Source organism: Streptomyces sp. TLI_55, assembly GCF_900206255.1.
In the GTDB taxonomy this organism is placed as follows: Bacteria; Actinomycetota; Actinomycetes; order Streptomycetales; family Streptomycetaceae; genus Streptomyces; species Streptomyces aquilus.
Genome location: NZ_OAOJ01000002.1, coordinates 47,520 through 68,698, shown reverse-complemented (window position 1 = coordinate 68,698; position 21,179 = coordinate 47,520). Strand labels below are relative to the sequence as shown.

Here is a 21,179-nt window from a genome sequence, read left to right as displayed (position 1 = left end):
GCGCATGATGCAAGCACAACGCACAGGGGAGGCGGCCGAGTTGGGCGTGGACGCGCGTGTGGGTGGCGGGCACGGGCACGCCGTCGTGATCGGGGCCGGCCTCGCCGGGCTCACCGCGGCGCGGGCGCTCGCCGGATTCATGGACCGGGTCACGGTGATCGAGCGGGACTGGCTGGCGCGGGGACCCGGCCGCCGCCGGGGGGTGCCCCAGGCGCGGCACACCCACGGGCTCACGACCACCGCCCGTCAGGGACTGGAGAGGCTCTTCCCCGGCATCGGCCACGACCTCGTGCGCGCCGGAGCCGTCCACGTCCGCGTCCCCGAGGACATGCTGCTGCTCGGCCCGGCCGGCTGGCTGCCCCGCTTCGACGCCGGCCTGTCCCTGCTCAGCGCCGGCCGCGACCTGATCGACTGGACCGTACGGGACCGGTTGCGCGCCGACCCCAAGGTGACGTTCCTGTCCCGGCAGGAGGTCGTCGCCCTGGAGCCCGGCCCCCAGGACACCGTCACCGGCGTCTGGGTACGCGGCCGCGACCGCACCGCACCCGACGGCCTCACCCCCCGGCGCCTGATAGCCGCCGAGTTCGTCGTCGACGCCTCCGGCCGCGCCTCCCGCGCCCCCGAATGGCTCGCCGAACTCGGCTACGCACCACCCCCGGAGTCCCTCGCCGAGGCCGGCACGACATACGCCACCAGCCTGTACGCACCCCCCGTCGGCCATGTCGCCGACTTCAAGAGCCTGCTGCTCATGCCCACTCCCGACGACCCCCGCCAGGGCATGCTCCACCCGGTCGAGGGCGGCCGCTGGTCGGTGACGATCGGCAGCGGTGACGGCACCCCGCCGCCCACCGACCACACGGAGCTGCTGCGCGCCGCCGCCGGCCTGCGCCACCCGCTGCTGCACGAACTCGTCGAGGCCGCCACCCCGCTGGGCCCCGTCTACAGCTGCCGCACCGTCAGCCGCCGCCGGCACTACGAGAAACTGCGCCGCTTCCCCGACCAGTTCCTCGTCGTCGGCGACGGTCTCGCCGCCCTCGACCCGGCCCACGGGCACGGCATGACCCTCGCCGTGGAGTACGCCCTCGTCCTGGAGCATCTGCTCACCGCCCACGGCACCGCCGTAGGCATCGGCCACCGGCTGCGCCGCGCCCTCGCGCACCGCCTCGACCCCGCCTGGCGGGCCGGCCCCCTGGCGCCGGCATCGCCGACCGGACTGCGCGGCCGCCTCGGCCGCCGTTACGCCTCCCGGATCGCGGCCGCCGCGACCACCGACCCGAGCGCGGCGACGCTGCTCCTGCACGCCCACGAGACCCTCGCCCCGACGACGGCCGGGCCACGCGCCCTGCGCCTCGCCCTGGCCCCCCGGCGCGCTCCGGCCCCCACGGCACCGCCCAGCCTCACCCACGGCCCCGACGCCCGCCGGCGCCGCCCGGCCGTACCGGCGGCTCCCGCCATCGGCGTCTCCACCGGCTCCGCCCGGCCCCGGCCCACCGGTTCCTCCGCCCACTGGCCCGCCGCGACCCCGGCCGGCGATCGGCCCCGGCAGTGAAGTCCCGTACGAATCAAGCCACTTGGGTCGCTTCACGATCAATTCCGTCGCGGCCCGCAAGGCCCGCTCATACGCTCGGAACCATGACGGATGTGGAGCAACGAGCAGATGGCAAAGCCCACTTGAACCATCCGGTCCCACAACTCCCTCAAGAGTCGCTTGAGTCGGCACTTGAGTATCGCTTGAGCGCGGTTGTTCGGGTTCCCCGCACGTGGATAGCGTTTCCATCGCTCCAGGGCACGGGCCTGCTTGCGCCGCGGCAGGCCACCTCCACCACCGACCACACAGAGGTCGGCACCGGTGTGCCTGTGACGGCCGAGCGGCGAGGGGAGGGCGCGCGGGTATGAGCACGACCGAAAGGGCGCCGCACACAGCGCGCACCGCACCAGCCAGGGGCGAACGTATCGCCGACTGGACGGACGGGCGGCTCGGGATCTACAACTTCAGGTTCCTGATCCGCAAGGTCTTTCCCGACCACTGGTCGTTCATGTTCGGCGAGATGGCGCTCTACAGCTTCATCGTGCTGATCCTCACCGGTCTCTGGCTCACCATGTTCTTCGATCCGAGCATGACCGAGACCGTCTACCACGGGTCGCACGAACCGCTCCAGGGCATCCCGATGTCCCAGGCCTACGCCTCCACGCTCAAGATCAGCTTCGATGTGCGCGGCGGCCTGTTCATCCGTCAGCTGCACCACTGGTCGGCCCTGATCATGATCGCCTCGCTGTGCGTGCACACACTGCGGCACTTCCTCACCGGGTCGTTCCGCAAGCCGCGCGAGCTGAACTGGCTGATCGGCTTCGTCATGCTGGTCCTGGTCACCCTGGAGGGCTTCGTCGGCTACTCACTCCCCGACGACCTGCTCTCCGGCACCGGCCTGCGCATCGCGGAGGGCGTCACGCTCGCCATTCCGCTGGTCGGCACCTATCTGACGCTGTTCCTGTTCGGCGGCGAATACCCGGGCAACGAGGTCATCCAGCGGTTCTACAGCTTCCACATCCTGCTGATCCCGGGCATCGTGCTGGCGCTGGTGACCGTCCATCTGATCCTGGTCTTCTACCACAAGCACACCCAGTTCCGGGGCCCGGGCCGCACCGAGAACAACGTCGTCGGCCAGCCCCTGATGCCGCACTACACGGCCAAGGCGGGCGGGTTCTTCTTCCTCGTCTTCGGTGTGCTCGCGTTCCTGGCCGGCATCGCCCAGATCAACCCGATCTGGACCTACGGCCCCTACCGTGCGGACCAGATCTCCCAGGGCTCCCAGCCCGACTGGTACATGGGCTTCCTCGAAGGCTCCCTACGGGCCATGCCCGCCTGGGAGTTCGTCCTGCCGGGCGGCTACACCGTCAACATGGGCGTGCTCCTTCCTGCGGTCATCCTGCCCACCCTGATGATGCTGGTGATCGCCCTGTGGCCGTTCCTGGAGGCCTGGGTCACCAACGACAAGCGTGAGCACCACCTGCTGGACCACCCGCGCGACCACCCCACACGCACCGCGTTCGCCGTCTCCTTCGTCGCCCTGTATCTGGTGCTGTTCTTCGGCGGCGCCAACGACATCCTCGCCGAACGCTTCCACCTGTCCCTCAACCAGATCACCTGGTCGGTCCGGATCGGCATCTTCGTCGTACCGGCCGTGGCGTACGTCGTCACCCGGCGGATCTGCCTCGGCCTGCAACGCCGCGACCGCGACAAGCTGCTGCACGGCCGCGAGACCGGACGCATCAGGCGGCTGCCGCACGGCGAGTTCGTCGAGGTCCACGCCCGCCTGGACCGCGAGCAGGAGTACACCCTGCTGCAGCGGGACATCCGCGAGATCCTGCCGGCCCCCGAGGCCACGGACGCGGACGGCGTGCCCAACCCGCGGGCCCGCAAGGAGATGCTGCGCCACCGGGTCAGCCGCTGGCTGTACGGCAACCAGATCCCCAAGCCGACCCGCGAGGAGATGCGCCACGCCCTGGAACACCTGGACCCCGCCGCGGCCCACGGGCAGATCTCGCCCAACGGACACGGACCCGCCTCGTCGAACGGGCAGGCCTCGTCCAACGGCCATCTGACCGGCGGCGGCCACGCCGCCGCGGGGGAGCGGGAGTCGGGCCAGGAAGTCCACTGACCCGGGTTCGAGCGGAGGACCGGGCCGGATGAGGCGGCGCGGGTGACAGGGGACGGTCACCCGCGCCGCCGTCTTTCCCACCGTCGGCCGCGCGCCCGCACGGCTGTCCTTCCACCGGCGACCGCGGGCCCGTGCGGCTGTCCTTCACCGTCGGCCGCGCACCTGTGCGGCTGTCCTTCACCGGCGACCGCGAGGGGGCCGCAGCCGCTGTTCCACCGTCGGCCGCGCGCTCGCGCCCGGCGTCCCGACCATCCACGGGAGACCCGATGAGCCGAACCACCTGGCGCCGTGCGGAACCCCGGGCCGAGTCCATCACCCGGGCGCGCACCGGCCTTTCGCAGGACCTGCGCGGCCGTCAGCGCCGCTATGTCACGGCCATGCTGGTGCGCAGCGCCTGCGTGGTGCTGATGGCGCTCACCTGGGACCGCTGGCCCGTCGTCGCGGTCTGCGCGCTCGTCGGCGGGGTTGTCATCCCGTACGTCGCGGTCGTCGCCGCCCAGGCCGGGTGGCGCCAGCAGCGGGGCGTACGGCCCGAACTGGCCCGGCCCGACGACGAGCCCGCCCCGCGTGTCGTCCTCGAAGGCACCCTGATCCTGCCGCCGGAACGCAACACGGCGGCCTGATCCCTTCGTCAGCTGTCCGGGGCCGCCGGTTCGGGCTTGGTGTGGAGGATCTCGCGTGCCTGGTCCGCGGCGCGGGCGGTGTTCTCGGCGACGAAGTCGAGGAAGCGGGCGATGTTCTCCAGGCGGGTGCCGGCCTGGGTGCCGGAGCCGAGGATGTCGACGCCCTGCCGGGCCGTCTCGGCGACCTGGGCCATGGACCGGGCGCTGGCCATCATTCCCTCGTACATGATGTCGTTGTCGACGACATAGCGCTCCCGGCGCCGCTCGTCGCGCTCCCGGCGCACCATGCCCTGGCTGTCGAGGAACGAGATCGCCTTGGACACGGACGCGGGGCTGACCTGAAGACGCGCGACGAGCTCGGCCGCGGTGAGGCTGCCCGTGTCGCTGATGGTGAGACAGGCCATCACCCGGGCCATCATCTTGGGCGTGCCGGACGCTATGAAGACGGTCGTCAGCGTCTCCTCGTACTCACGCACCGCCTCGGCGTCGCGGCCGTGGGCGTCCTGGGCCGCCTCCGGCCCGCGCGGCGCGGACTGCTTGCGGCGGTGGGCGCGGCGTTCGGTCGCGCGGTGGGCCAGGTCGGCACGGTAGGAGGTGGGGCCGCCGTTGCGCATCACCTCGCGGGTGACGGTCGAGGTGGGGCGCTCCAGGCGGCGGGCGATCTCCGCGTAGGCGAGCCCGTCGGCCAGTCCCAGCGCGATCTGCTGACGTTCTTGCTGGGTGAGCCTGCCTCCGGGCATCGCGGTCTCCTTCTGTGTGCTCCTCGGGTGCCCTCAGTATAGCGTTCACCTTCGAGTCATTGCAACGCTTTACGGAGGCGCGTTGCGTTAATCGCCAAGCCCGTTGCAATGATTTTCCTGCTTCTAGCTGCGCTGATGTCATTTCTGCGCAACGAGCGCGTTGCCAACATTGTGAACGCAACGTAGCTTTTCCGTTGTCAGAAACCGCAGCGAACGCAGGAGACAGACCGCGATGCAGACCTTCGGCACCACCGCCCCGATCACCGCCCGCCTCGACATCCCGGCCGGCCGCATCCAGTTCATCGCCGCCGACCGCACCGACACCACCGTCGACGTCCGCCCCGCCAACCCCGCCAAGAACCGCGACGTGCAGGCCGCCGAGCACGTGCAGGTCGACTACGCCGACGGCGTCCTGCACATCGCCGCCCCGTCGCCCCAGAACCGGCTCCTGGGCCACACCGGCTCCGTCGAGGTGACCGTCCAGCTGCCCGCCGGCTCCCACGTCCAGGCCAAGGCCGCCGCCGCCGGACTGCGCGGAGTCGGACGCCTCGGCGACATCGCCTTCGACGGCGCCGACGGTGCCGTGAAGATCGACGAGGCCGCGAGCCTGCGCCTGACCGCCTACGGCGACGTCACCGTCGGACGCCTGACCGGCCCCGCCGAGATCAGCACCCAGAAGGGCGACATCCGCATCGCCGAGGCGGTGCGCGGCGCCCTCGAACTGGCCACCCAGAGCGGCGACATCACCGTCGACGCCGCCCACGGCGCCTCCGCCTCCCTGGACGCCGGCACCGGCTACGGCCGCATCAGCAACACCCTCAGGAACGACGGCACCGCCGACCTCACCATCCACGCCACCACCCAGCACGGCGACATCACCGCCCGCAGCCTCTGACATCGGAGCGAGCCCACCATGACGAACCCCGCCATCGCCGCACACCACCTACGCAAGTCCTACGGCGACAAGCTCGTCCTCGACGGCATCGACCTCGCCGTCGAGGAGGGCACGGTCTTCTCCCTGCTCGGCCCGAACGGCGCCGGCAAGACCACCGCCGTAAAGATCCTCTCCACCCTGATCAGCGCCGACGAAGGCACGGCCCGCGTCGGCGGCCACGACCTCGCCACCGCACCCCAGTCGGTGCGGGCGGCGATCGGGGTCACCGGCCAGTTCTCCGCCGTCGACGGCCTGATCACCGGCGAGGAGAACATGCTCCTCATGGCCGACCTGCACCACCTGCCCAAGGCGGAGGGGCGGCGGGTCACCGCCGAGCTGCTGGAGCGCTTCGACCTCACGGAGGCGGCGAAGAAGCCCGCCTCCACCTACTCCGGCGGCATGAAGCGCCGCCTCGACATCGCCATGACCCTGGTCGGCAGCCCGCGGATCATCTTCCTCGACGAGCCGACCACCGGCCTCGACCCGCGCTCCCGCCACAACATGTGGCAGATCATCCGTGAGCTGGTCACCGGCGGCGTCACCGTCTTCCTCACCACCCAGTACCTGGAGGAGGCCGACGAACTCGCCGACCGCATCGCGGTGTTGAACGGCGGCAAGATCGTGGCCGAGGGGACCGCCGAGGAACTCAAGCGGATCGTCCCCGGCGGACACATCCGCCTCCGCTTCACCGACCCCGCCGCCTACCAGGCCGCCGCCTCCGCGCTCGGCGACATCACCCGCGACGACGAGGCCCTCGCCCTGCGGGTGGCCAGCGACGGCAGCCAGCGCGAACTGCGGTCTGTGCTCGACCTGTTGGACGAGGCCGGCGTCGAGGCGGAGGAGCTGACCGTGCACACCCCCGACCTCGACGACGTGTTCTTCGCCCTCACCGACAGCGCCGCCGTCCCCCACCAGCCCAAGGAGACCGTCCGATGAGCAACCTCTCCCTCGCCGTGCGCGACTCGTCCACGATGCTGCGCCGCAACCTCCTGCACGCCCGCCGCTATCCGTCGCTCACCCTGAACCTGCTGCTCACGCCGATCATGCTGTTGCTGCTGTTCGTCTACATCTTCGGCGACACCATGAGCGCGGGCATCGACGGCGGCGGCGCGGACCGCTCCGCCTACATCGCCTACCTCGTCCCCGGCCTGCTGCTGATGACCATCGGCTCCACCACGATCGGCACCGCGGTCTCCGTCTCCAACGACATGACCGAGGGCATCATCGCCCGCTTCCGCACCATGGCCATCCACCGCGGCTCGGTGCTCGTCGGACACGTCATCGGCAGCGTCCTGCAGTCCCTCATCAGCGTGGTCCTGGTCGGCGCGGTCGGCGTGGCCATCGGCTTCCGTTCCACCGACGCCACCGTCCTGGAATGGCTCGCCGCGTTCGGGCTCCTCACGCTCTTCGCCCTGGCGCTGACCTGGATCGCGGTCGGCATGGGACTGGTCAGCCCCAACGCCGAGGCCGCCTCCAACAACGCCATGCCCCTGATCTTCCTGCCGCTGATCTCCAGCACCTTCGTGCCGGTCGACGCGATGCCCGGCTGGTTCCAGCCCATCGCCGAGTACCAGCCCTTCACCCCCGCCATCGAGACCCTGCGCGGCCTGCTCCTCGGCACCGAGATCGGTCACAACGGCTGGCTCGCCCTCGCCTGGTGCCTCGGCCTCGCCGCCCTCGGCTACCGCTGGTCCACCGCCAAGTTCAACCAGGACCCGAAGTAAGAGCCGGCGTCATGACAGCGCCACGAACCACCAAAGGGCGGCGTACCCGACTCCCGTCGGAAGTACGCCGCCCCGCCGGCGTCTCGGGCCGGTGCCTGACGGTCAGCGCCGCAGCTGTTCCGCCGGGCGGGTCCGCCACGGGCGGGCCAGCGCCAGCAGGCAGCCCAGCGCCGTGACCGCGCTCGCCAGCTGCACGATCGCCATCGGCACCGCCGTGTCCTTCGCCGCGGCACCCATGACCGCCGAGGCGACGGCACCCATCACGAACCCGGACGTGCCCAGCAGCGCGGACGCCGAACCCGCGGCGTGCGGAGTGCGGTTGAGGGCGAGCGCGTTGGCGTTGGGCAGCACCAGACCGAGCGCGGAGATCATGACGAACAGACAGGCCGACACCGTCACCGTGTCCGCCGTGCCGATGACACCTTCCGTCACCAGCAGCAGCACCACACCGCCCGCACTGATCGCCGCGAGCCCCCAGCCGAGCGCCTTGTCCAGCCGCACCCGGCCCACGAGCAGCCGGCGGTTGAGCTGCCCGACCAGCATCAGCCCGAACGAGTTCAGCCCGAACAGCAGCGAGTACTCCTGCGCCGAAGCCCCGTAGATCTCCTGGATGACGAACGGCGAAGCGGTGATGTACGAGAACAGCGCACCGTAGGCGAACCCGCCCGCCAGCATGTACCCGGTGAAGATCCGGTCCGCGAACAGCCCCCGCATCAGCCACAGCGCCCCGCGCACCCCGCCGATCTGCCGCCGCCCCGGCGACAGCGTCTCCGGCAGCCGGCGCCACACCAGCATGGTGAGCACGACCCCGATCGAGGCCAGCGCCAGGAACACCCCACGCCAGTTGGTGAAGTGCAGCACCTGCCCGCCGAGGACCGGCGCGACGATCGGGGCGACACTGGTGATCAGCATCAGCGTCGAGAAGAACCGGGCCATCTCCAGACCGTCGAACAGATCCCGTACGACCGCCCGCGCGATGACGATGCCGGCCGCACCCGCGAGACCCTGCAGCAACCGGGCGACGACCAGCACCTCCGCGCTCGGCGCCAGCGCACACAGCACGCTCGCCACGACATAGGCGACCAGCCCCGTCAACAGCGGCCCGCGCCGCCCCCACTTGTCGCTCATCGGGCCGATGACCAGCTGCCCGACCGCCATGCCGACGAAGTACGCGGTCAGCGTCAGCTGGAGAGTGCCGGCCGTCGAACCGAGCGCGTGGGTGGCCTCCGGCAGCGCCGGAAGGTACATGTCCATCGACAACGGCGAGATCGCGGTCAGTCCACTGAGCAGGAACGTGACGAGGAGGCCGGTCCGGCGCGCGGACGCACCCGGGTCGGCGGCCTGACGTCTGCGCCGCGCCAGGGACAGCACCCCGCGATAGCGCTTGCTCCCGGCGGTGGCTTCCTCGGCTTCCTGAGACATGGGCCCTCCGCGTCCAGTCGTTACATGGCTATTCGCCGATGTTTGCAGCAGACCGCTAAAGAACCGGCAGGGTGCTGGTGGCGCCCCCGCGTCATCAAGCGTTCACCAAGCGGCTGAGGTGCCGAAGTCGAGCGAATCCGGGGCGCGGCTTGAGTCTCCCTCGAAATGACCCAGGTCACTTTCTGACGGCCTTGGCGAGGCCACTTGGGGCGTGTCACTCTTTCTGCACGCCTTCCCTGCCCGAAAACAATTCTGGGGCAGCGGATCAAATCCCAGCGCGCCAAGGCGCTTTCATGTCCGGCCGTCTCTTGGCCGCACTTCAGGGAATTAGCGCCGTTTCGGCGCCGAGCGACCTGTCGGAACCGCTCCGGAAGCTGTGCGCAGATTCGTCACGTACAGAGGCAGACTCTCGAGAAAGTAGAGCCCCCATATGCCCAGGCTATGCAAGCCCGCAGTGAGCGCCCCGGAATACGTCATCACGCTGGAAGAGACCCTGGAGTTCGCCGAGCAGGCGCACGCAGGGAAGCCGCAACTCCCTTTGGCGCTCCGCCTGATCCGTAACACCGGGGTGCTGAAGCGGCACATCGTGCAGCCCATCGAGAAGACCCTCGGACACCCGGGCCTGACCGAGCGCAACCGCATCTACGAGGCCGAGTCGAAGAACCTGACCCCCCGGGTCATCGAGGAGGCCCTGAAGAACGCCGACGTGGCGGCCCGTGACATCGACGCGATCATCTACGTGTCCTGCACCGGCTTCTCCATGCCGTCGCTGACCGCCTGGCTCATCAACAAGCTGGGCTTCCGGCCGGACACCCGCCAGATACCGATCGCCCAGCTCGGCTGCGCGGCGGGCGGCGCGGCCGTCAACCGGGCCCACGACTTCTGCCTGGCCCACCCCGGCAGCAACGTCCTCATCGTCTCCTGCGAGCTGTGCTCGCTGTGCTACCAGCCCGACGCCGACGACATCGGTTCGCTGCTGTCCGACGGCCTGTTCGGCGACGCCGTCGCGGCCGCCGTCGTCCGCGGCAACGGCGGTGTCGGCATCGAGCTGGAGCGCAACGCCTCCTACCTCATCCCCAACACCGAGGACTGGATCTCCTACGCCGTCAAGGACACCGGCTTCCACTTCCAGCTGGACCGCCGGGTGCCGGGCACCATGGAGCCGCTCGCGCCGGTGCTGCGCGAGTTCGCCAAGGACCACAGCTGGGACGCCGGCAAGCTCGACTTCTACATCGTCCACGCCGGCGGCCCGCGCATCCTCGACGACCTCGCCAAGTTCCTCGAGGTGGACCGCCAGGTCTTCCGCCACAGCTGGGCGACGCTGACCGAGTACGGCAACATCGCCAGCGCCGTCGTCTTCGACGCGGCCCGCCGCCTGTTCGAGGAGGACAAGCCCGAGCAGGACGCCACCGGCCTGATCGCCGGCTTCGGCCCCGGCATCACCGCCGAGATGGGCCTGGGCCGCTGGAGCGAGGACGCTCCGGCGGAGTACTGAACCACCGGCAGGCACCGGAACCCGCGCTCAAGTGAAAATCTGCCCGGACGAAGGAAGCTGACCGCATGACTGGCTTGATTCTCCCGCCCGGTCAGGGGCGAAAGCTGATCACCAAGGCGCAGGAAGTGACCTTCAAGGCCACCGAGGCGCACGGCTCCTCCATTTCGATATTCGAAGTGGTCGTGCCGCCCGGGTTCGATGTCGGCGCGCATGTCCACAGCGAGGCACAGGAATTCTTCTACGTCCTGGACGGGGAGCTCCAGCTCCTGGCTTTCGAGCCGACCCAGCGTACGGAGAAGGACTGGCACGACTGGGAGTCGCCCGACGGGGAAAAGGTCGTCCGGGCAACCGAGGGCGCCTTCATGTTCGTACCCCCGGGAACCCCGCATGCATTCAGGAACGCGTCGGACAAACCGGCACGCATGCTGTTCCAGTGCCTGCCGTCACCCATTCACGAGGACTACTTCGAGGAGATCGCGGAGATCTGGTCGTCCGGCAAGGGAATCGACCAGGAAGCCATCGAGGAGATGCGTCGGCGTTACGACGTCAGTCAGATCACGCCGCTGCGCTTCGAACCTCCGACTCCTGTCGGTTCCCCGTCGGCCCCAGCGCGCGGAGCGTGACCAAGAGATGAGCGACATCAACAAGATCCCCCTGGTTTTCGCGAGCCTCGGGGAGCAGGAACTGGCCGCCGTCGCCGAGGTGTTCGCCTCGGGCTGGCCGGCCGGTCAGGGTCCCAAGGGCAAGGCCCTGGAGGCCCAGCTGAAGGAACGGTACGGCGCGGGCGACGCGGTCGCGGTCAGCAACTGCGGCGCCGCACTGCACCTGGCGATGCTCGCGTTCGGCGTCAAGCCGGGCGACGAGGTCATCGTCGCCGACTACACCTTCCCCGCCCCCGCCCACGCGGTGCGCTACGTCGGCGCGACCCCGGTCTTCGCCGACGTACGCCCCGACACCGGCACCGTGGACCCCGAGGCGGTGGCCGACCTGGTCACCCCGCGGACCGTCGGCATCATCGCCGTCGACGTCGTCGGCCTGCCCGCCGACTACACCGAACTGCAGGCGATCGCCGACCGGCACGGCCTGTTCCTCGTCGAGGACGCCGCCTGCGGGGTCGGCGCCACCTACCAGGGCCGGGAGGCGGGCTCGCTGGCCGAGGTCGCCTGCCTGTCCTTCCACGGACGCAAGGGCGCCACCAGCGGCGAGGGCGGCGCGCTCATCGCCACCGACCCGGCCATCGCGGCCAAGTCCCGGCAGCTGGCCTCGTTCGGCATCGGCAGCATCTTCGACATGGGCCAGGTCATCGGCCTGCCCGTGCCGGAGTTCACCGAGATCGGCTACAACTTCAAGCTGTCCGACATCGCCGCCGCCATCCTCCAGGTGCAGCTCGGCCGCATCGAGGAGCTCATGGAGCGCCGCAACGCGGTCGCCGCCCGGTACGCCGAACTCTTCGCCGACGAAGAGCTTCTGACGGTCCCGTACGTGCCGGCCGACCGCACCCACTCCTGGCAGTCCTACCTGGTGACCCTGGACCCGAGCGTGGACCGTGCCGCCGTCGCCACGGACCTGCGCGCCCAGGGCATCGGCTGTCTGCACGGCACCTGGGCCAGCCATGTCCAGCCCGCGTTCGAGTCGAAGCAGGTCTGCCCCGTCTCGGCCGACCTGTTCCGCCGCAACCTCGGCATACCCATGCACGCCGAGCTGACCATGGACCAGGTCGAGCGCGTCGCCAAGGTCCTGCGCACGTCCCTGCGCGCCCACTCGACGCCGGCCCGCAGCGCGGCCTGACACCGCACCCCCGGCCGGTCTGCCGGACGCCGTGTCTCCCGTGCGGAGCGCGCGTCCGGCGGGCCGCCGCTCTCAGGCGAGCCCCGGCACCGGCGCCGACCGGCCTGCCCAAGCCGTGCCCCCGAAGGAGACAGTGCCCATGAAGGGCTCCACAGCCTACAAGTCGATACAGAAGCGCGGTCTTCACATAGGCCTGCTGCCGGAGATGGCCGCGGCCGTGAACCCGTACACCCCCATCACCCTCGACCACGACCTGGACGTCCTGCCCGAAGCGGGACGCAAGCTCACGGTCGCCCAGTACGCCGACCACGTCGACGACCTCGCGGCCCGCCTGTGGGCGGCCGGGGTCCGCCCCGACGAGCGCGTCGTCATCTACAAGACGGCCAACGCCGACCACTGGATGCTCGCCGCCGCCGTCTCCCGCGTCGGCGGCGTCGTCGTGAACCTCTCACCGGCCCTGGACCCGGCCACCGTCGGCGTCCTCATCCAGCGCGTCGACAAGCCGACCCTGCTCACCGACGGCACCAAGCTCGACACCCTCACCGAGCTGCCGCTCGCGGACATCACCAGCCGCGTCATCACCTCCGCCCACGACCGGCCGAACGCGATCGCCCTGTCCGGCCTCGCCGGGTCGCCGCGGGTGAAGCCGGTGGTCCGGCCGATCGACGCGGCCGCCGTGATCACGCACACCTCCGGCACCACCGGCATCCCCAAGCTCGTCGTGCACACCGCCCGCACCCAGGGCATCCGCCTGGTCCCGCAGTGGCGGCTGCTGTCGCTGATGCGGAAGAAGGAGACCGTCGCGATCCATGTGCCGTTCGTGCACTCCCGCATGGTCGCCGCGATGTCCCTGGCCCTCCTCAAGGAGTACCCGGTCCTGCTGATGCGCGAGTCGGACCCGGCCGACGTCGCCGAGCAGTTCCTCACCCACCGGCCGGCGTTCATCGAGGCGCTGCCCAACTCCCTGATGGAATGGGAGGGGTTGACCGAGGACCCGCGGGCGCCGTTCGCCTCCGTGAAGGTCTTCAGCTCCACCTTCGACGCCATCCACCCCGGCACCATGAGCAAGCTGCTCAAGGCGTCCGAGCGGCGCGGCGCCCTGTTCTTCCAGATCTACGGGCAGAGCGAGGTCGGCCCGGCCGTGGGCCGCGCCTACTTCCGCCACACCGCCCACAAGGCCAACGGCCGCTGCGTCGGCTGGGCCATGCCGAAGGGCGCCGCCCGCATCCGCGTCGTCAGCCGCGACGGCAACCCGCCGTCCGAGAAGACCCCGGGCTTCATCGAGGTCGCCTGGGACGGCATCGCCACCGCCTACTACGGCGAGCAGGAGCGCTACGACGCCAACCGCACCGGCGAGTGGTGGCGCACCGGCGACGTCGGCTACCGCACCAAGTTCGGCTGTCTGCACATGCTCGACCGCGAGGTCGACATGATCCCCGGGGTGAAGAGCTCCCTGGAGATCGAGGACGTCGTCCTCAGCAAGCTGCCGGAGCTGAGCGAACTCGTCGTCGTCCAGGGCCCCAACTCCGAGGCGGTCCCGGTCATCTGCACCGTCGACGACCAGCCCCTGGACCGCGACCGCTGGCGCTCGGCGATCGCGTCCTTCCCCCAGCTGGCCGCCCCGGTCCAGATCCCGCAGGCCGAACTGCCCCGCACAGCCACCCTGAAGGTGCAGCGCCTGGCCCTGGCCCGCCGCCTGGAGGAGGAACTGCGCGAGAAGGCCTGACGCCCCGGCGCCACGCCTCTCGCCCTCGACCCAGCGGGGGCGGCGGACAACCCCCCGCCCCGCCGCCCCCGCTGCACCCCCTTCCCCATCGATACGACGAGGACGGAGACCCGGTGCCCCGACCCCGCCCTCGCGAGGACGACCCCTCTCCGCACCCCCGACGCTGCACCCGGGCCCGCCGCCCCCACGGCCACCGCACCCCCCCGCCGCGGCCACCCGCTCCACCTGTGTCGGTACCCCAGCCCCCGCCCAGCCCTCTGACGCACCGCGCGCACCCGACGTACCGGCATCCGCCCGAGGAGATACGCAGTGACCACCGAAGTGACCCCCAGGCCCCGCACCGCCCGGGAGTCGGCCACCTCCGAGCGCCGGACCATGGACGACCTGCTGCGGCGCGTGGAGCACCGGCTGTCGACGTTCCTGGCCGCCGAACGGGCCCGCTGGGCCGAGGTGGACGAGCGCACGGTCGTCGCCATCGACGCCCTCAGCGACCTGGTCGTCTCGGGCGGCAAGCGAGTGCGGCCCACCTTCTGTCTCACCGGCTACCTCGCCGCCGGCGGCGACCCGGACGACCCCGGGATCGTGGCGGCCGCCGCGGGCCTGGAGATGCTGCACGTCTCCGCGCTGATCCACGACGACGTGCTCGACGACTCCGACCAGCGCCGCGGACGGCCCACCGTGCACACCGTGTTCTCCGCACTCCACGAGCGGCACGGCTGGCAGGGCGAGACCCGCCGCTTCGCCGAGGGCGTCGCCATCCTCGTCGGCGACCTGGCGCTCGCGTACTCGGCGGAACTGGTCTCCCAGGCGTCCCCGGCACTGCTCGCGGAGTGGCACCGGCTGCGCTCCGAGGTGCTCGTCGGCCAGTACCTGGACATCGCCGCGGCCGCCGAATTCTCCGTCGACCCCCGCCTGTCCCGCCTCATCGCCGTCATCAAGTCCGGCCGGTACACCATCCACCGCCCGCTGGTCATGGGCGCGAACGCGGCCGGCCGGCCCGACCTCGCCGCGGCCTTCGCGGAGTACGGCGAGGCGCTCGGCGAGGCGTTCCAGCTCCGCGACGACCTGCTGGACGCGTTCGGCGACTCCGCCCAGACCGGCAAGCCGACCGGCCTCGACTTCAACGGCCACAAGATGACGCTGCTGCTGGGCTGGGCGATGCAGCAGGACGACAAGATCCGCAGCCTGGTCACCGAGCCCGGCCACACCCCCGACGAGGTCCGCGCCCGCCTCCTCGACACCGACGTCCCCGAGAACGTCGAACGACACATCACGGGCCTGGTGGAACGCGGCTGCGAGGCCATCACGGACGCCCCCGTCCCGGAAACCTGGCGCGCCGAACTGAAGGAACTGGCCCTGAAGGTCGCCTACCGCAACAAGTAGCCACGCCCCCAGCCCTCACAACCCCCACGCCCCCCGTCCCACCAGGACGCCGAGATCGATGCTTGGAGGAAGAATGTCGCAACCCACCCACCTGGCCGGTCTCTACGCGGGCGTCGAGGAATCGGCCGGTCTCATCGACGTCGTGTGTTCGCGGGACACGGTCCAGAACATCCTGACGGCCTACGAGGACGTACTGCCGCAGGCCCTCGTCGCCTTCCGGGTCGCCACCAACGCCCGCCACGAGGGCGAGTTCGACTGCCGCTTCACGGTCCCCAAGGACGTCGACCCCTACGTCCGCGCCCGCGCCCACGGCCTGGTCACCGAGACCGGCCACCCGGCGGAGTCGCTCCTCGCGGACGTCGAACAGCGCTGCGTCGTCGACCTCTACGGCGTCGACTTCGGCGTCGTCGGCGGATTTCGCAAGATCTGGGTGTACTTCCCGCCCGGCCAGAGCCAGAGCCTGTCGACGCTGGCCGCCATCCCGTCGATGCCCCGCAGCCTCGCCGAGAACATCGGCTTCTTCGCCGACCGCGGCATCGAGGACAAGGCCGACCTGATCGCCATCGACTACCACAGCAAGACCGTCAACCTGTACTTCACCGACCTCCCGGAAGGCCTGTGCACCCCGCGCTCCGTCCTGGAGATGCACCGCGCCATCGGCCTCCCGGACCCCAGCGAGCAGATGTTCCGGTTCTGCGAGAAGGCGTTCGGCTTCTACGCCACCTTCAGCTGGGAGTCACCGGCCATCCAACGGATCGCGTTCAGCGTGAAGACGAAGGACCCGCTGTCGCTGCCCGCCCGACTCGGCCCGAAGATCGAGAAGTTCGTCAAGACCGTCCCGTACGGAGTCGACGACCCGAAGATGGTCTACGCGGCCATGACGTCGTCCGGCGAGGAGTACTACAAGCTCCAGTCGTACTACCGCTTCCGGTCGCGCAGCCGCCTGGACCTGATGCCGTCGGCGGACCGCGCCGCCGACCCCGCATGACCGCGGCCGGCCCATGGAACCGGAAGCCTTTCAGTTCAGCCGCCTGGAGCGCCTCGTGCGAGGGCACGCGATCCGCACGGTGACGGTCGACGGGGTCCGCGCGGAGTTCGTCGCGGACCCGGCCCTCGTCCACCGCATCCTCGTCAAGGACGCCAAGAGGTACGGAAAGGGCGAGCTGTTCCGCAAGGCCAGGAACCTCAGCCGGGTCGGCCTTCTCGCCGACGACGATGCCGTGCACCGCCACTACCGGCGCCTGGCGCACCCGCAGTTGCGCACGTCCGCGGTCGCCGAGCACGCCCCCCTCATGCGCGACATCGCCCGCGAGACGGTGGCGTCCTGGCGCCCCGGACAGGCGGTCGACGTCCAGACCGAGATGTGCGGGATCGCCAGTGCGATCGCCCTGCGCACCCTGCTGCCCGGCCTCGCCCCTGCACAGTCGGCCGCCCTCACCGAACAACTCGCCGCGCTGTCCTGGGAATTGATCAGAAAGCCGCTCTACGGCAGGGCGGCCGCCCGCGCGAACCGGCCGCGCCCGGCGGAGCGCCTCGCCCGCGTCCGCGAAAACTTCCGCACCCCGCTCGCCGCAGCCCTGGCCGACCGCGCCGACCGCACCTGCCCCGCGAGCGCCACCCCGGACTACGTGTCCGCGCTCGCCTCACACCCCGGCCACGGCGGCGCCCCCGCCCTGACGGCCGACCAGATCTGCGACGAGGCCGTCATGCTGCTGACCGCGGCGACGGTCACCACCGCCTCCGTGCTGTCCTGGGCCCTCCACGTGCTGTCCGAGGAACCGCTCATCGAGGAGAAGGTCCTCAAGGACCTGGCCCAGGAGGGCGACGGGAACCACTACACCCCGCGCTTCCTGACGGAGGTGATGCGGCTGCACCCGCCGGTGTGGATCAGCTGCCGCCGGGCGCTCACCGACGTCGAACTGGGCGGCACCTCCTACCCCGCGGGCACCCACGTCCTGTTCAGCTCCTACCTGCTGCACAGGAACCCCGACAGCCACCCGGACCCGCACCGCTTCGACCCCGACCGCTGGCTCACCCACCGGCCGGCGCCGGGCGAGGCGTCGTACATCCCCTTCGGGATCGGCGCGAAGGGCTGCATCGGGGAGTCGTTCGCCTGGCAGGAGCTCGAGACCGTCCTGGCCGCCGTAGTCCAGGAGTGGCAGCTGACCCCCGAGCCCGGCCACCGGGTCCGCACCGCGGCCGAGACCGCACTGCACCCCCGCCGCCTGCGCCTGATCCCGCACCCGCGGTGACCGTGAAGAACCGTCAGAACCTCCCGAGGAGGGGCGTCATGCCGACCCAGACGACGCACACCCACCCGCACACCGCTGACGCCGAGATCGTCACCCGCGCCTGGGCCGAGGCCCGCTCCATGGCCGGCCTCGGCCCGCGCGGCGGCCGCCCGCCCGGCGGCCGCCCGCCCGGCGAGGTGGCCGCCGCCGCGCTCAGCGCCCACGGCACCCTCTCCGCCGGCCTCGGCCGCAGCGTCCCGTTCACCGCCCTCGCCCCTGCCGGGACCACCGACTCCGGGGTACGCCAACTCGCCGCCTTCCTCGCGGTGTACGCCGCCCAGCAGGCCGCTTGACGGCCCGAACCGCCGTGCCTCGTAAGGGACTTGAGGCAAGGTCAAGCCCTCTTGGCGGGGCGCTGGCGGCCGTGTCACTCTTTCGGCACACCTGTCCTGCCCGAAAACCGCCCCTACGGCGGCCAGTAGGGGCCGCCCTCGCCGGCGGACCGCAGAACGGCGACGGCAGACCCTGGCCCGCGCCCTGGAGCGCGGGCTTTTTTCGTGCCCGTGCCCAGGGCACGGCCCGGCTGTCGCCCCCTCGACCCCGGCCACCCGGCCTTCAACAGGAGCCCTTCATGGAGCACCTAGTGCGGCACGCCGTCACCGCGATCCGCGAACGCTACGCGGAGCCGCTGAGCCTCGACGAGCTGGCACAGAGCGCAATGGTCAGCAAGTACTACTTCCTGCGGGTCTTCAGCCAGGTCACCGGCGTCACCCCAGGACGGTTCCTGACCGCAGTACGGCTCCAGGAGGCCAAGCGCCTGCTGCTGAGCACCAGCCTCAACGTCGCCGACATCTCGGCACGCGTCGGCTACAGCAGCACCGGCAGCTTCACCCGCCGCTTCACCGAGTCGGTCGGTCTGCCGCCCACCCAGTACCGCAAGCTGTCGCTCTCGGCCTGCGACGAGGCACCCGAGCCCGCCCGGCCCGACACGGCGGCCTCGCCGGACCCCACGGCGCGCCAGGCCGACCCGGCGCCCACCGGCTCCGTGACCGGAATCCTGCGCACCCCGGGCCCCGTGGGCTCGCCCGTCTACATCGGCTCGTTCGACAGCCCCATCCTCCAGGGCACCCCCGCCTCCTGGAGCAACGTGAGCGCGCCGGGCCGCTTCACGCTGACCGGCATACCCACCGGCACCTGGTACATCCACGCGGTGGCCCAGGCGGACCACACACCGCTGACGGCCACCGTGGGCCCGGTCTGCGTGGAGGGCGCGAGGAAGCACGCCCTCGACATCACCCTGGCCCCGATGGACTGGACCCGGCCGCCGATCCTCTCCGCGCTGACCGGCCTCAACCCGCCGCTCGCGCTCGCTTCCTGAGCACCCAAGTGCCTTGAGCACCCACCCAGCGCTTCACCCGCAGAAGAAACCTAAGGAGACCACGGTGACCAACCTGCTGCTGCTGCCGGACGGCATGCGCCGCTACTCCGAGACGAACAACATCTCCCTCGACGAGGGCTACACGGCGATGGCGGACAAGCTGGTCGAGCTCACCGACTGGGCCCGGCAGGACGGCCTCAAGGGCCTCTACGTCGCGACCAGTTCCGCCCAGAACTTCTCCCGCCCGCCGGGCGCGGTGAAGGCCTTCCTCGACGCCTTCCTCGACGTGGCCCGCCGCTGCCACTCCTCCGTGAACTTCACCATCTCCGGCTCCCTGGACCTCGTACCCGAGGAGTACCTGAGCGAGCTGAAGGAACTGAGCGAGAAGTCGGCCAAGGACTCCGGGTTCACCCTGCACTTCGTGCTGGGCATGTCCCTGCTCCGTGAGATCGTCAACACCTTCAACAAGTACAACGGCAAGGTCCCGGAGATGACCACCGAGCTCCTCGCCGCCAACGCCTACGTGCCGGCGACCATCGACTACGTCATCCGCACCAGCGGCCACAACCGTCTGTCGAACTTCTACCCGCTGATGTCGCCGTACGCCGAACTGCACTTCTGCGACACCCTGTTCCCCGCCATGACCCGCGACGACTTCGACACGGCCCTGAAGGACCTGCGCAGCCGCGACCGTCGCTACGGCGGCTACCCCACGGCCTGACAGCCGGCGCACGGCACCCACACGCCGGACCGCACCGCACGGAGAGACGGATCGAATGGACACGCATCAGACCACGTCATTGCTTGCAGGCCTGGCTGCCTTGGTGGTCATGGCGCGCCTGCTGGGCGCGTTGGCCCGGCGGCTGGGCCAACCCGCGGTGATCGGCGAGGTTCTCGCTGGTATCGCGCTGGGCCCGACCCTGTTCCACGGGGCGATCTCCGATGCCCTGTTCCCGGGCGACATCCGGTTGCTGCTGGCCGCGTTGGCCGCGGTCGGTGTCGCCGTCTTCATGTTCATCGTGGGCCTGGAGTGGGACGCGTCGATGATCAGGGGCTCGGGGAGTCTCGCCGCGACCGTCTCGGCCAGCTCCATCCTGCTGCCGTTCGGCCTCGGCTCGCTCCTCGCCCTGTATCTGATGGACGACTACGGCACCGGGGACAAGACGGCGTTCATGCTGTTCATGGGCATCGCGATGTCGATCACGGCGTTCCCGGTGCTGGCGCGCATCCTGACCGACCGGCACATGACCCGCACCCCGCTGGGTGTGGTGGCTTTGGCGTGCGCGTCCATCGATGACGTGCTGGCGTGGTCGCTGCTGGCCGCGGTGGTCGCTATCAGCGGCTCGGCGGGTCCGGACCAGTGGCGCATCCTGCTCGCCATCCCCTACCTCGTGGGCATGCTGTTCGTGGTACGGCCCCTGCTTCAGCGCGCCGTGTCCCGCCGCCCCGACCTGCGGCTGAGCCCCACCGTCCTGGCAGGCGTCCTCGCGGGCCTGCTCCTGTCCGCCGCCGCCACGGAGTGGGTGGGCCTGCACTACATCTTCGGCGCCTTCCTGTTCGGCATGGTCCTGCCCCGCACCGGCACCGAGCAGCTGCGCGCCGAGGTCCACGACCGCCTCGGACAGATGAACAACACCCTGCTGCTGCCGGTGTTCTTCCTGGTCGCGGGCCTCAAGGTCGACCTGTCGAACGTCGGCACGGCCGGGTTGGGGGCGCTGGCGCTGATCCTGCTGGTGGCGGTCGGCGGCAAGTTCACGGGCGCGTTCGTCGCCGCCCGCCTCAACAAGATGCCGCTGCGGCAGTCGGCGGCGCTGGCCACGCTGATGAACACGCGCGGCCTGACCGAGTTGATCGTCCTCAACGTGGGTCTGCAGCTGGGCTTCATCGGCAAGGACCTGTACTCCCTGATGGTCGTCATGGCCGTCCTCACCACCGCCATGGCCGGCCCCCTGCTGACCTGGCTCATCGGCCGCCCGAAGACCGAACTGACGCTGGCCACCGAGGCCCCCGAGCACACCGCGTCATCGATCCGCACGGCCGCCTAGGGCTCACATCGACCACCCCACGCCCGATCAC

Annotated in this window: 19 protein-coding genes; 17 read left to right on the top strand and 2 right to left on the bottom strand. The window is 70.7% G+C overall.

What is annotated here, in order from left to right; genetic code table 11:
• Window positions 1-4 precede the first annotated feature (4 nt).
• The 3 genes from CRP56_RS43290 (at window position 5) to CRP56_RS43280 (ending at window position 4,282) form a co-directional block, all read left to right on the top strand.
• Window positions 5-1,549, top strand: a complete 1,545-nt coding sequence (locus CRP56_RS43290; RefSeq protein WP_179851375.1) for an FAD-dependent oxidoreductase — start codon at window positions 5-7, stop codon at window positions 1,547-1,549.
• A 343-nt stretch (window positions 1,550-1,892) separates the two neighbouring features.
• Window positions 1,893-3,659: a cytochrome bc1 complex cytochrome b subunit gene (qcrB, locus tag CRP56_RS43285; RefSeq protein WP_097275205.1), complete on the top strand. Its 1,767-nt coding sequence runs from the start codon at window positions 1,893-1,895 to the stop codon at window positions 3,657-3,659.
• Window positions 3,660-3,925: 266 nt separating this feature from the next.
• The gene (locus tag CRP56_RS43280; protein ID WP_097275204.1) at window positions 3,926-4,282 is read left to right on the top strand and encodes a DUF3099 domain-containing protein; all 357 of its coding nucleotides are present in this window, start codon (window positions 3,926-3,928) and stop codon (window positions 4,280-4,282) included.
• 8 nt (window positions 4,283-4,290) lie between these two features.
• On the opposite strand, the gene CRP56_RS43275 is transcribed toward CRP56_RS43280, so the two are convergent.
• On the bottom strand, window positions 4,291-5,022 hold the full coding sequence (locus CRP56_RS43275) for a helix-turn-helix domain-containing protein (protein ID WP_097275202.1): 732 nt from the start codon (window positions 5,020-5,022) through the stop codon (window positions 4,291-4,293).
• 232 nt (window positions 5,023-5,254) lie between these two features.
• Between CRP56_RS43275 and CRP56_RS43270 the strand changes: the two genes are divergently transcribed.
• From CRP56_RS43270 to CRP56_RS43260, 3 genes are read left to right on the top strand one after another with little or no spacing between them, the layout of a single operon-like run.
• Entirely contained in the window at window positions 5,255-5,917 is a 663-nt protein-coding gene (locus CRP56_RS43270; RefSeq protein WP_097275200.1) for a DUF4097 family beta strand repeat-containing protein, read from the top strand.
• Window positions 5,918-5,935: 18 nt separating this feature from the next.
• Window positions 5,936-6,892: an ATP-binding cassette domain-containing protein gene (locus CRP56_RS43265; RefSeq protein WP_097275198.1), complete on the top strand. Its 957-nt coding sequence runs from the start codon at window positions 5,936-5,938 to the stop codon at window positions 6,890-6,892.
• Window positions 6,889-7,680, top strand: coding sequence for an ABC transporter permease (locus tag CRP56_RS43260; RefSeq protein ID WP_097275196.1), 792 nt, complete (start codon window positions 6,889-6,891; stop codon window positions 7,678-7,680). The genes CRP56_RS43265 and CRP56_RS43260 overlap by 4 nt, the downstream gene beginning before the upstream one ends.
• Before the next feature lie 102 nt (window positions 7,681-7,782).
• Here CRP56_RS43260 and CRP56_RS43255 read toward each other — a convergent pair whose 3' ends face one another.
• Window positions 7,783-9,102, bottom strand: coding sequence for a multidrug effflux MFS transporter (locus tag CRP56_RS43255; RefSeq protein WP_097275194.1), 1,320 nt, complete (start codon window positions 9,100-9,102; stop codon window positions 7,783-7,785).
• 430 nt (window positions 9,103-9,532) lie between these two features.
• Between CRP56_RS43255 and CRP56_RS43250 the strand changes: the two genes are divergently transcribed.
• The 11 genes from CRP56_RS43250 (at window position 9,533) to CRP56_RS43200 (ending at window position 21,148) form a co-directional block, all read left to right on the top strand.
• On the top strand, window positions 9,533-10,597 hold the full coding sequence (locus CRP56_RS43250; RefSeq protein ID WP_179851374.1) for a type III polyketide synthase: 1,065 nt from the start codon (window positions 9,533-9,535) through the stop codon (window positions 10,595-10,597).
• Window positions 10,598-10,662: 65 nt separating this feature from the next.
• Entirely contained in the window at window positions 10,663-11,220 is a 558-nt protein-coding gene (locus CRP56_RS43245; RefSeq protein ID WP_097275192.1) for a cupin domain-containing protein, read from the top strand.
• Between the two features lie 16 nt (window positions 11,221-11,236).
• Window positions 11,237-12,385, top strand: coding sequence for a DegT/DnrJ/EryC1/StrS family aminotransferase (locus CRP56_RS43240; RefSeq protein ID WP_097275724.1), 1,149 nt, complete (start codon window positions 11,237-11,239; stop codon window positions 12,383-12,385).
• Between the two features lie 139 nt (window positions 12,386-12,524).
• The gene (locus tag CRP56_RS43235) at window positions 12,525-14,111 is read left to right on the top strand and encodes a class I adenylate-forming enzyme family protein (protein WP_097275189.1); all 1,587 of its coding nucleotides are present in this window, start codon (window positions 12,525-12,527) and stop codon (window positions 14,109-14,111) included.
• Between the two features lie 309 nt (window positions 14,112-14,420).
• A complete protein-coding gene (locus tag CRP56_RS43230; protein ID WP_257042164.1) occupies window positions 14,421-15,494 on the top strand; it encodes a polyprenyl synthetase family protein in 1,074 nt (357 codons plus the stop codon).
• Between the two features lie 73 nt (window positions 15,495-15,567).
• Entirely contained in the window at window positions 15,568-16,482 is a 915-nt protein-coding gene (locus CRP56_RS43225) for an aromatic prenyltransferase (RefSeq protein ID WP_097275187.1), read from the top strand.
• 55 nt (window positions 16,483-16,537) lie between these two features.
• Entirely contained in the window at window positions 16,538-17,746 is a 1,209-nt protein-coding gene (locus CRP56_RS43220) for a cytochrome P450 (RefSeq protein ID WP_179851373.1), read from the top strand.
• Window positions 17,747-17,784: 38 nt separating this feature from the next.
• The gene (locus CRP56_RS43215) at window positions 17,785-18,078 is read left to right on the top strand and encodes a hypothetical protein (RefSeq protein ID WP_097275183.1); all 294 of its coding nucleotides are present in this window, start codon (window positions 17,785-17,787) and stop codon (window positions 18,076-18,078) included.
• A 278-nt stretch (window positions 18,079-18,356) separates the two neighbouring features.
• Window positions 18,357-19,103: a helix-turn-helix domain-containing protein gene (locus CRP56_RS43210; RefSeq protein ID WP_097275181.1), complete on the top strand. Its 747-nt coding sequence runs from the start codon at window positions 18,357-18,359 to the stop codon at window positions 19,101-19,103.
• A 64-nt stretch (window positions 19,104-19,167) separates the two neighbouring features.
• A complete protein-coding gene (locus tag CRP56_RS43205) occupies window positions 19,168-19,824 on the top strand; it encodes an undecaprenyl diphosphate synthase family protein (RefSeq protein WP_097275179.1) in 657 nt (218 codons plus the stop codon).
• Between the two features lie 55 nt (window positions 19,825-19,879).
• Window positions 19,880-21,148 carry a cation:proton antiporter domain-containing protein gene (locus CRP56_RS43200; protein WP_097275177.1) on the top strand — a complete coding sequence of 423 codons (1,269 nt, stop codon included), beginning with the start codon at window positions 19,880-19,882 and terminating at the stop codon, window positions 21,146-21,148.
• Window positions 21,149-21,179: the final 31 nt, after the last annotated feature.

Excerpts from the sequence above, each read along its gene's own strand:
- CRP56_RS43250 (WP_179851374.1), top strand. The coding sequence starts at position 9,533 with ATGCCCAGGCTATGCAAGCCCGCAGTGAGCGCCCCGGAATACGTCATC.
- CRP56_RS43280 (WP_097275204.1), top strand. The coding sequence starts at position 3,926 with ATGAGCCGAACCACCTGGCGCCGTGCGGAACCCCGGGCCGAGTCCATC.
- CRP56_RS43215 (WP_097275183.1), top strand. The coding sequence starts at position 17,785 with ATGCCGACCCAGACGACGCACACCCACCCGCACACCGCTGACGCCGAG.
- CRP56_RS43235 (WP_097275189.1), top strand. The coding sequence starts at position 12,525 with ATGAAGGGCTCCACAGCCTACAAGTCGATACAGAAGCGCGGTCTTCAC.
- CRP56_RS43275 (WP_097275202.1), bottom strand. The coding sequence starts at position 5,022 with ATGCCCGGAGGCAGGCTCACCCAGCAAGAACGTCAGCAGATCGCGCTG.
- CRP56_RS43210 (WP_097275181.1), top strand. The coding sequence starts at position 18,357 with ATGGAGCACCTAGTGCGGCACGCCGTCACCGCGATCCGCGAACGCTAC.
- CRP56_RS43255 (WP_097275194.1), bottom strand. The coding sequence starts at position 9,102 with ATGTCTCAGGAAGCCGAGGAAGCCACCGCCGGGAGCAAGCGCTATCGC.
- qcrB (WP_097275205.1), top strand. The coding sequence starts at position 1,893 with ATGAGCACGACCGAAAGGGCGCCGCACACAGCGCGCACCGCACCAGCC.
- CRP56_RS43270 (WP_097275200.1), top strand. The coding sequence starts at position 5,255 with ATGCAGACCTTCGGCACCACCGCCCCGATCACCGCCCGCCTCGACATC.
- CRP56_RS43260 (WP_097275196.1), top strand. The coding sequence starts at position 6,889 with ATGAGCAACCTCTCCCTCGCCGTGCGCGACTCGTCCACGATGCTGCGC.
- CRP56_RS43225 (WP_097275187.1), top strand. The coding sequence starts at position 15,568 with ATGTCGCAACCCACCCACCTGGCCGGTCTCTACGCGGGCGTCGAGGAA.
- CRP56_RS43245 (WP_097275192.1), top strand. The coding sequence starts at position 10,663 with ATGACTGGCTTGATTCTCCCGCCCGGTCAGGGGCGAAAGCTGATCACC.
- CRP56_RS43265 (WP_097275198.1), top strand. The coding sequence starts at position 5,936 with ATGACGAACCCCGCCATCGCCGCACACCACCTACGCAAGTCCTACGGC.
- CRP56_RS43200 (WP_097275177.1), top strand. The coding sequence starts at position 19,880 with ATGGACACGCATCAGACCACGTCATTGCTTGCAGGCCTGGCTGCCTTG.
- CRP56_RS43290 (WP_179851375.1), top strand. The coding sequence starts at position 5 with ATGATGCAAGCACAACGCACAGGGGAGGCGGCCGAGTTGGGCGTGGAC.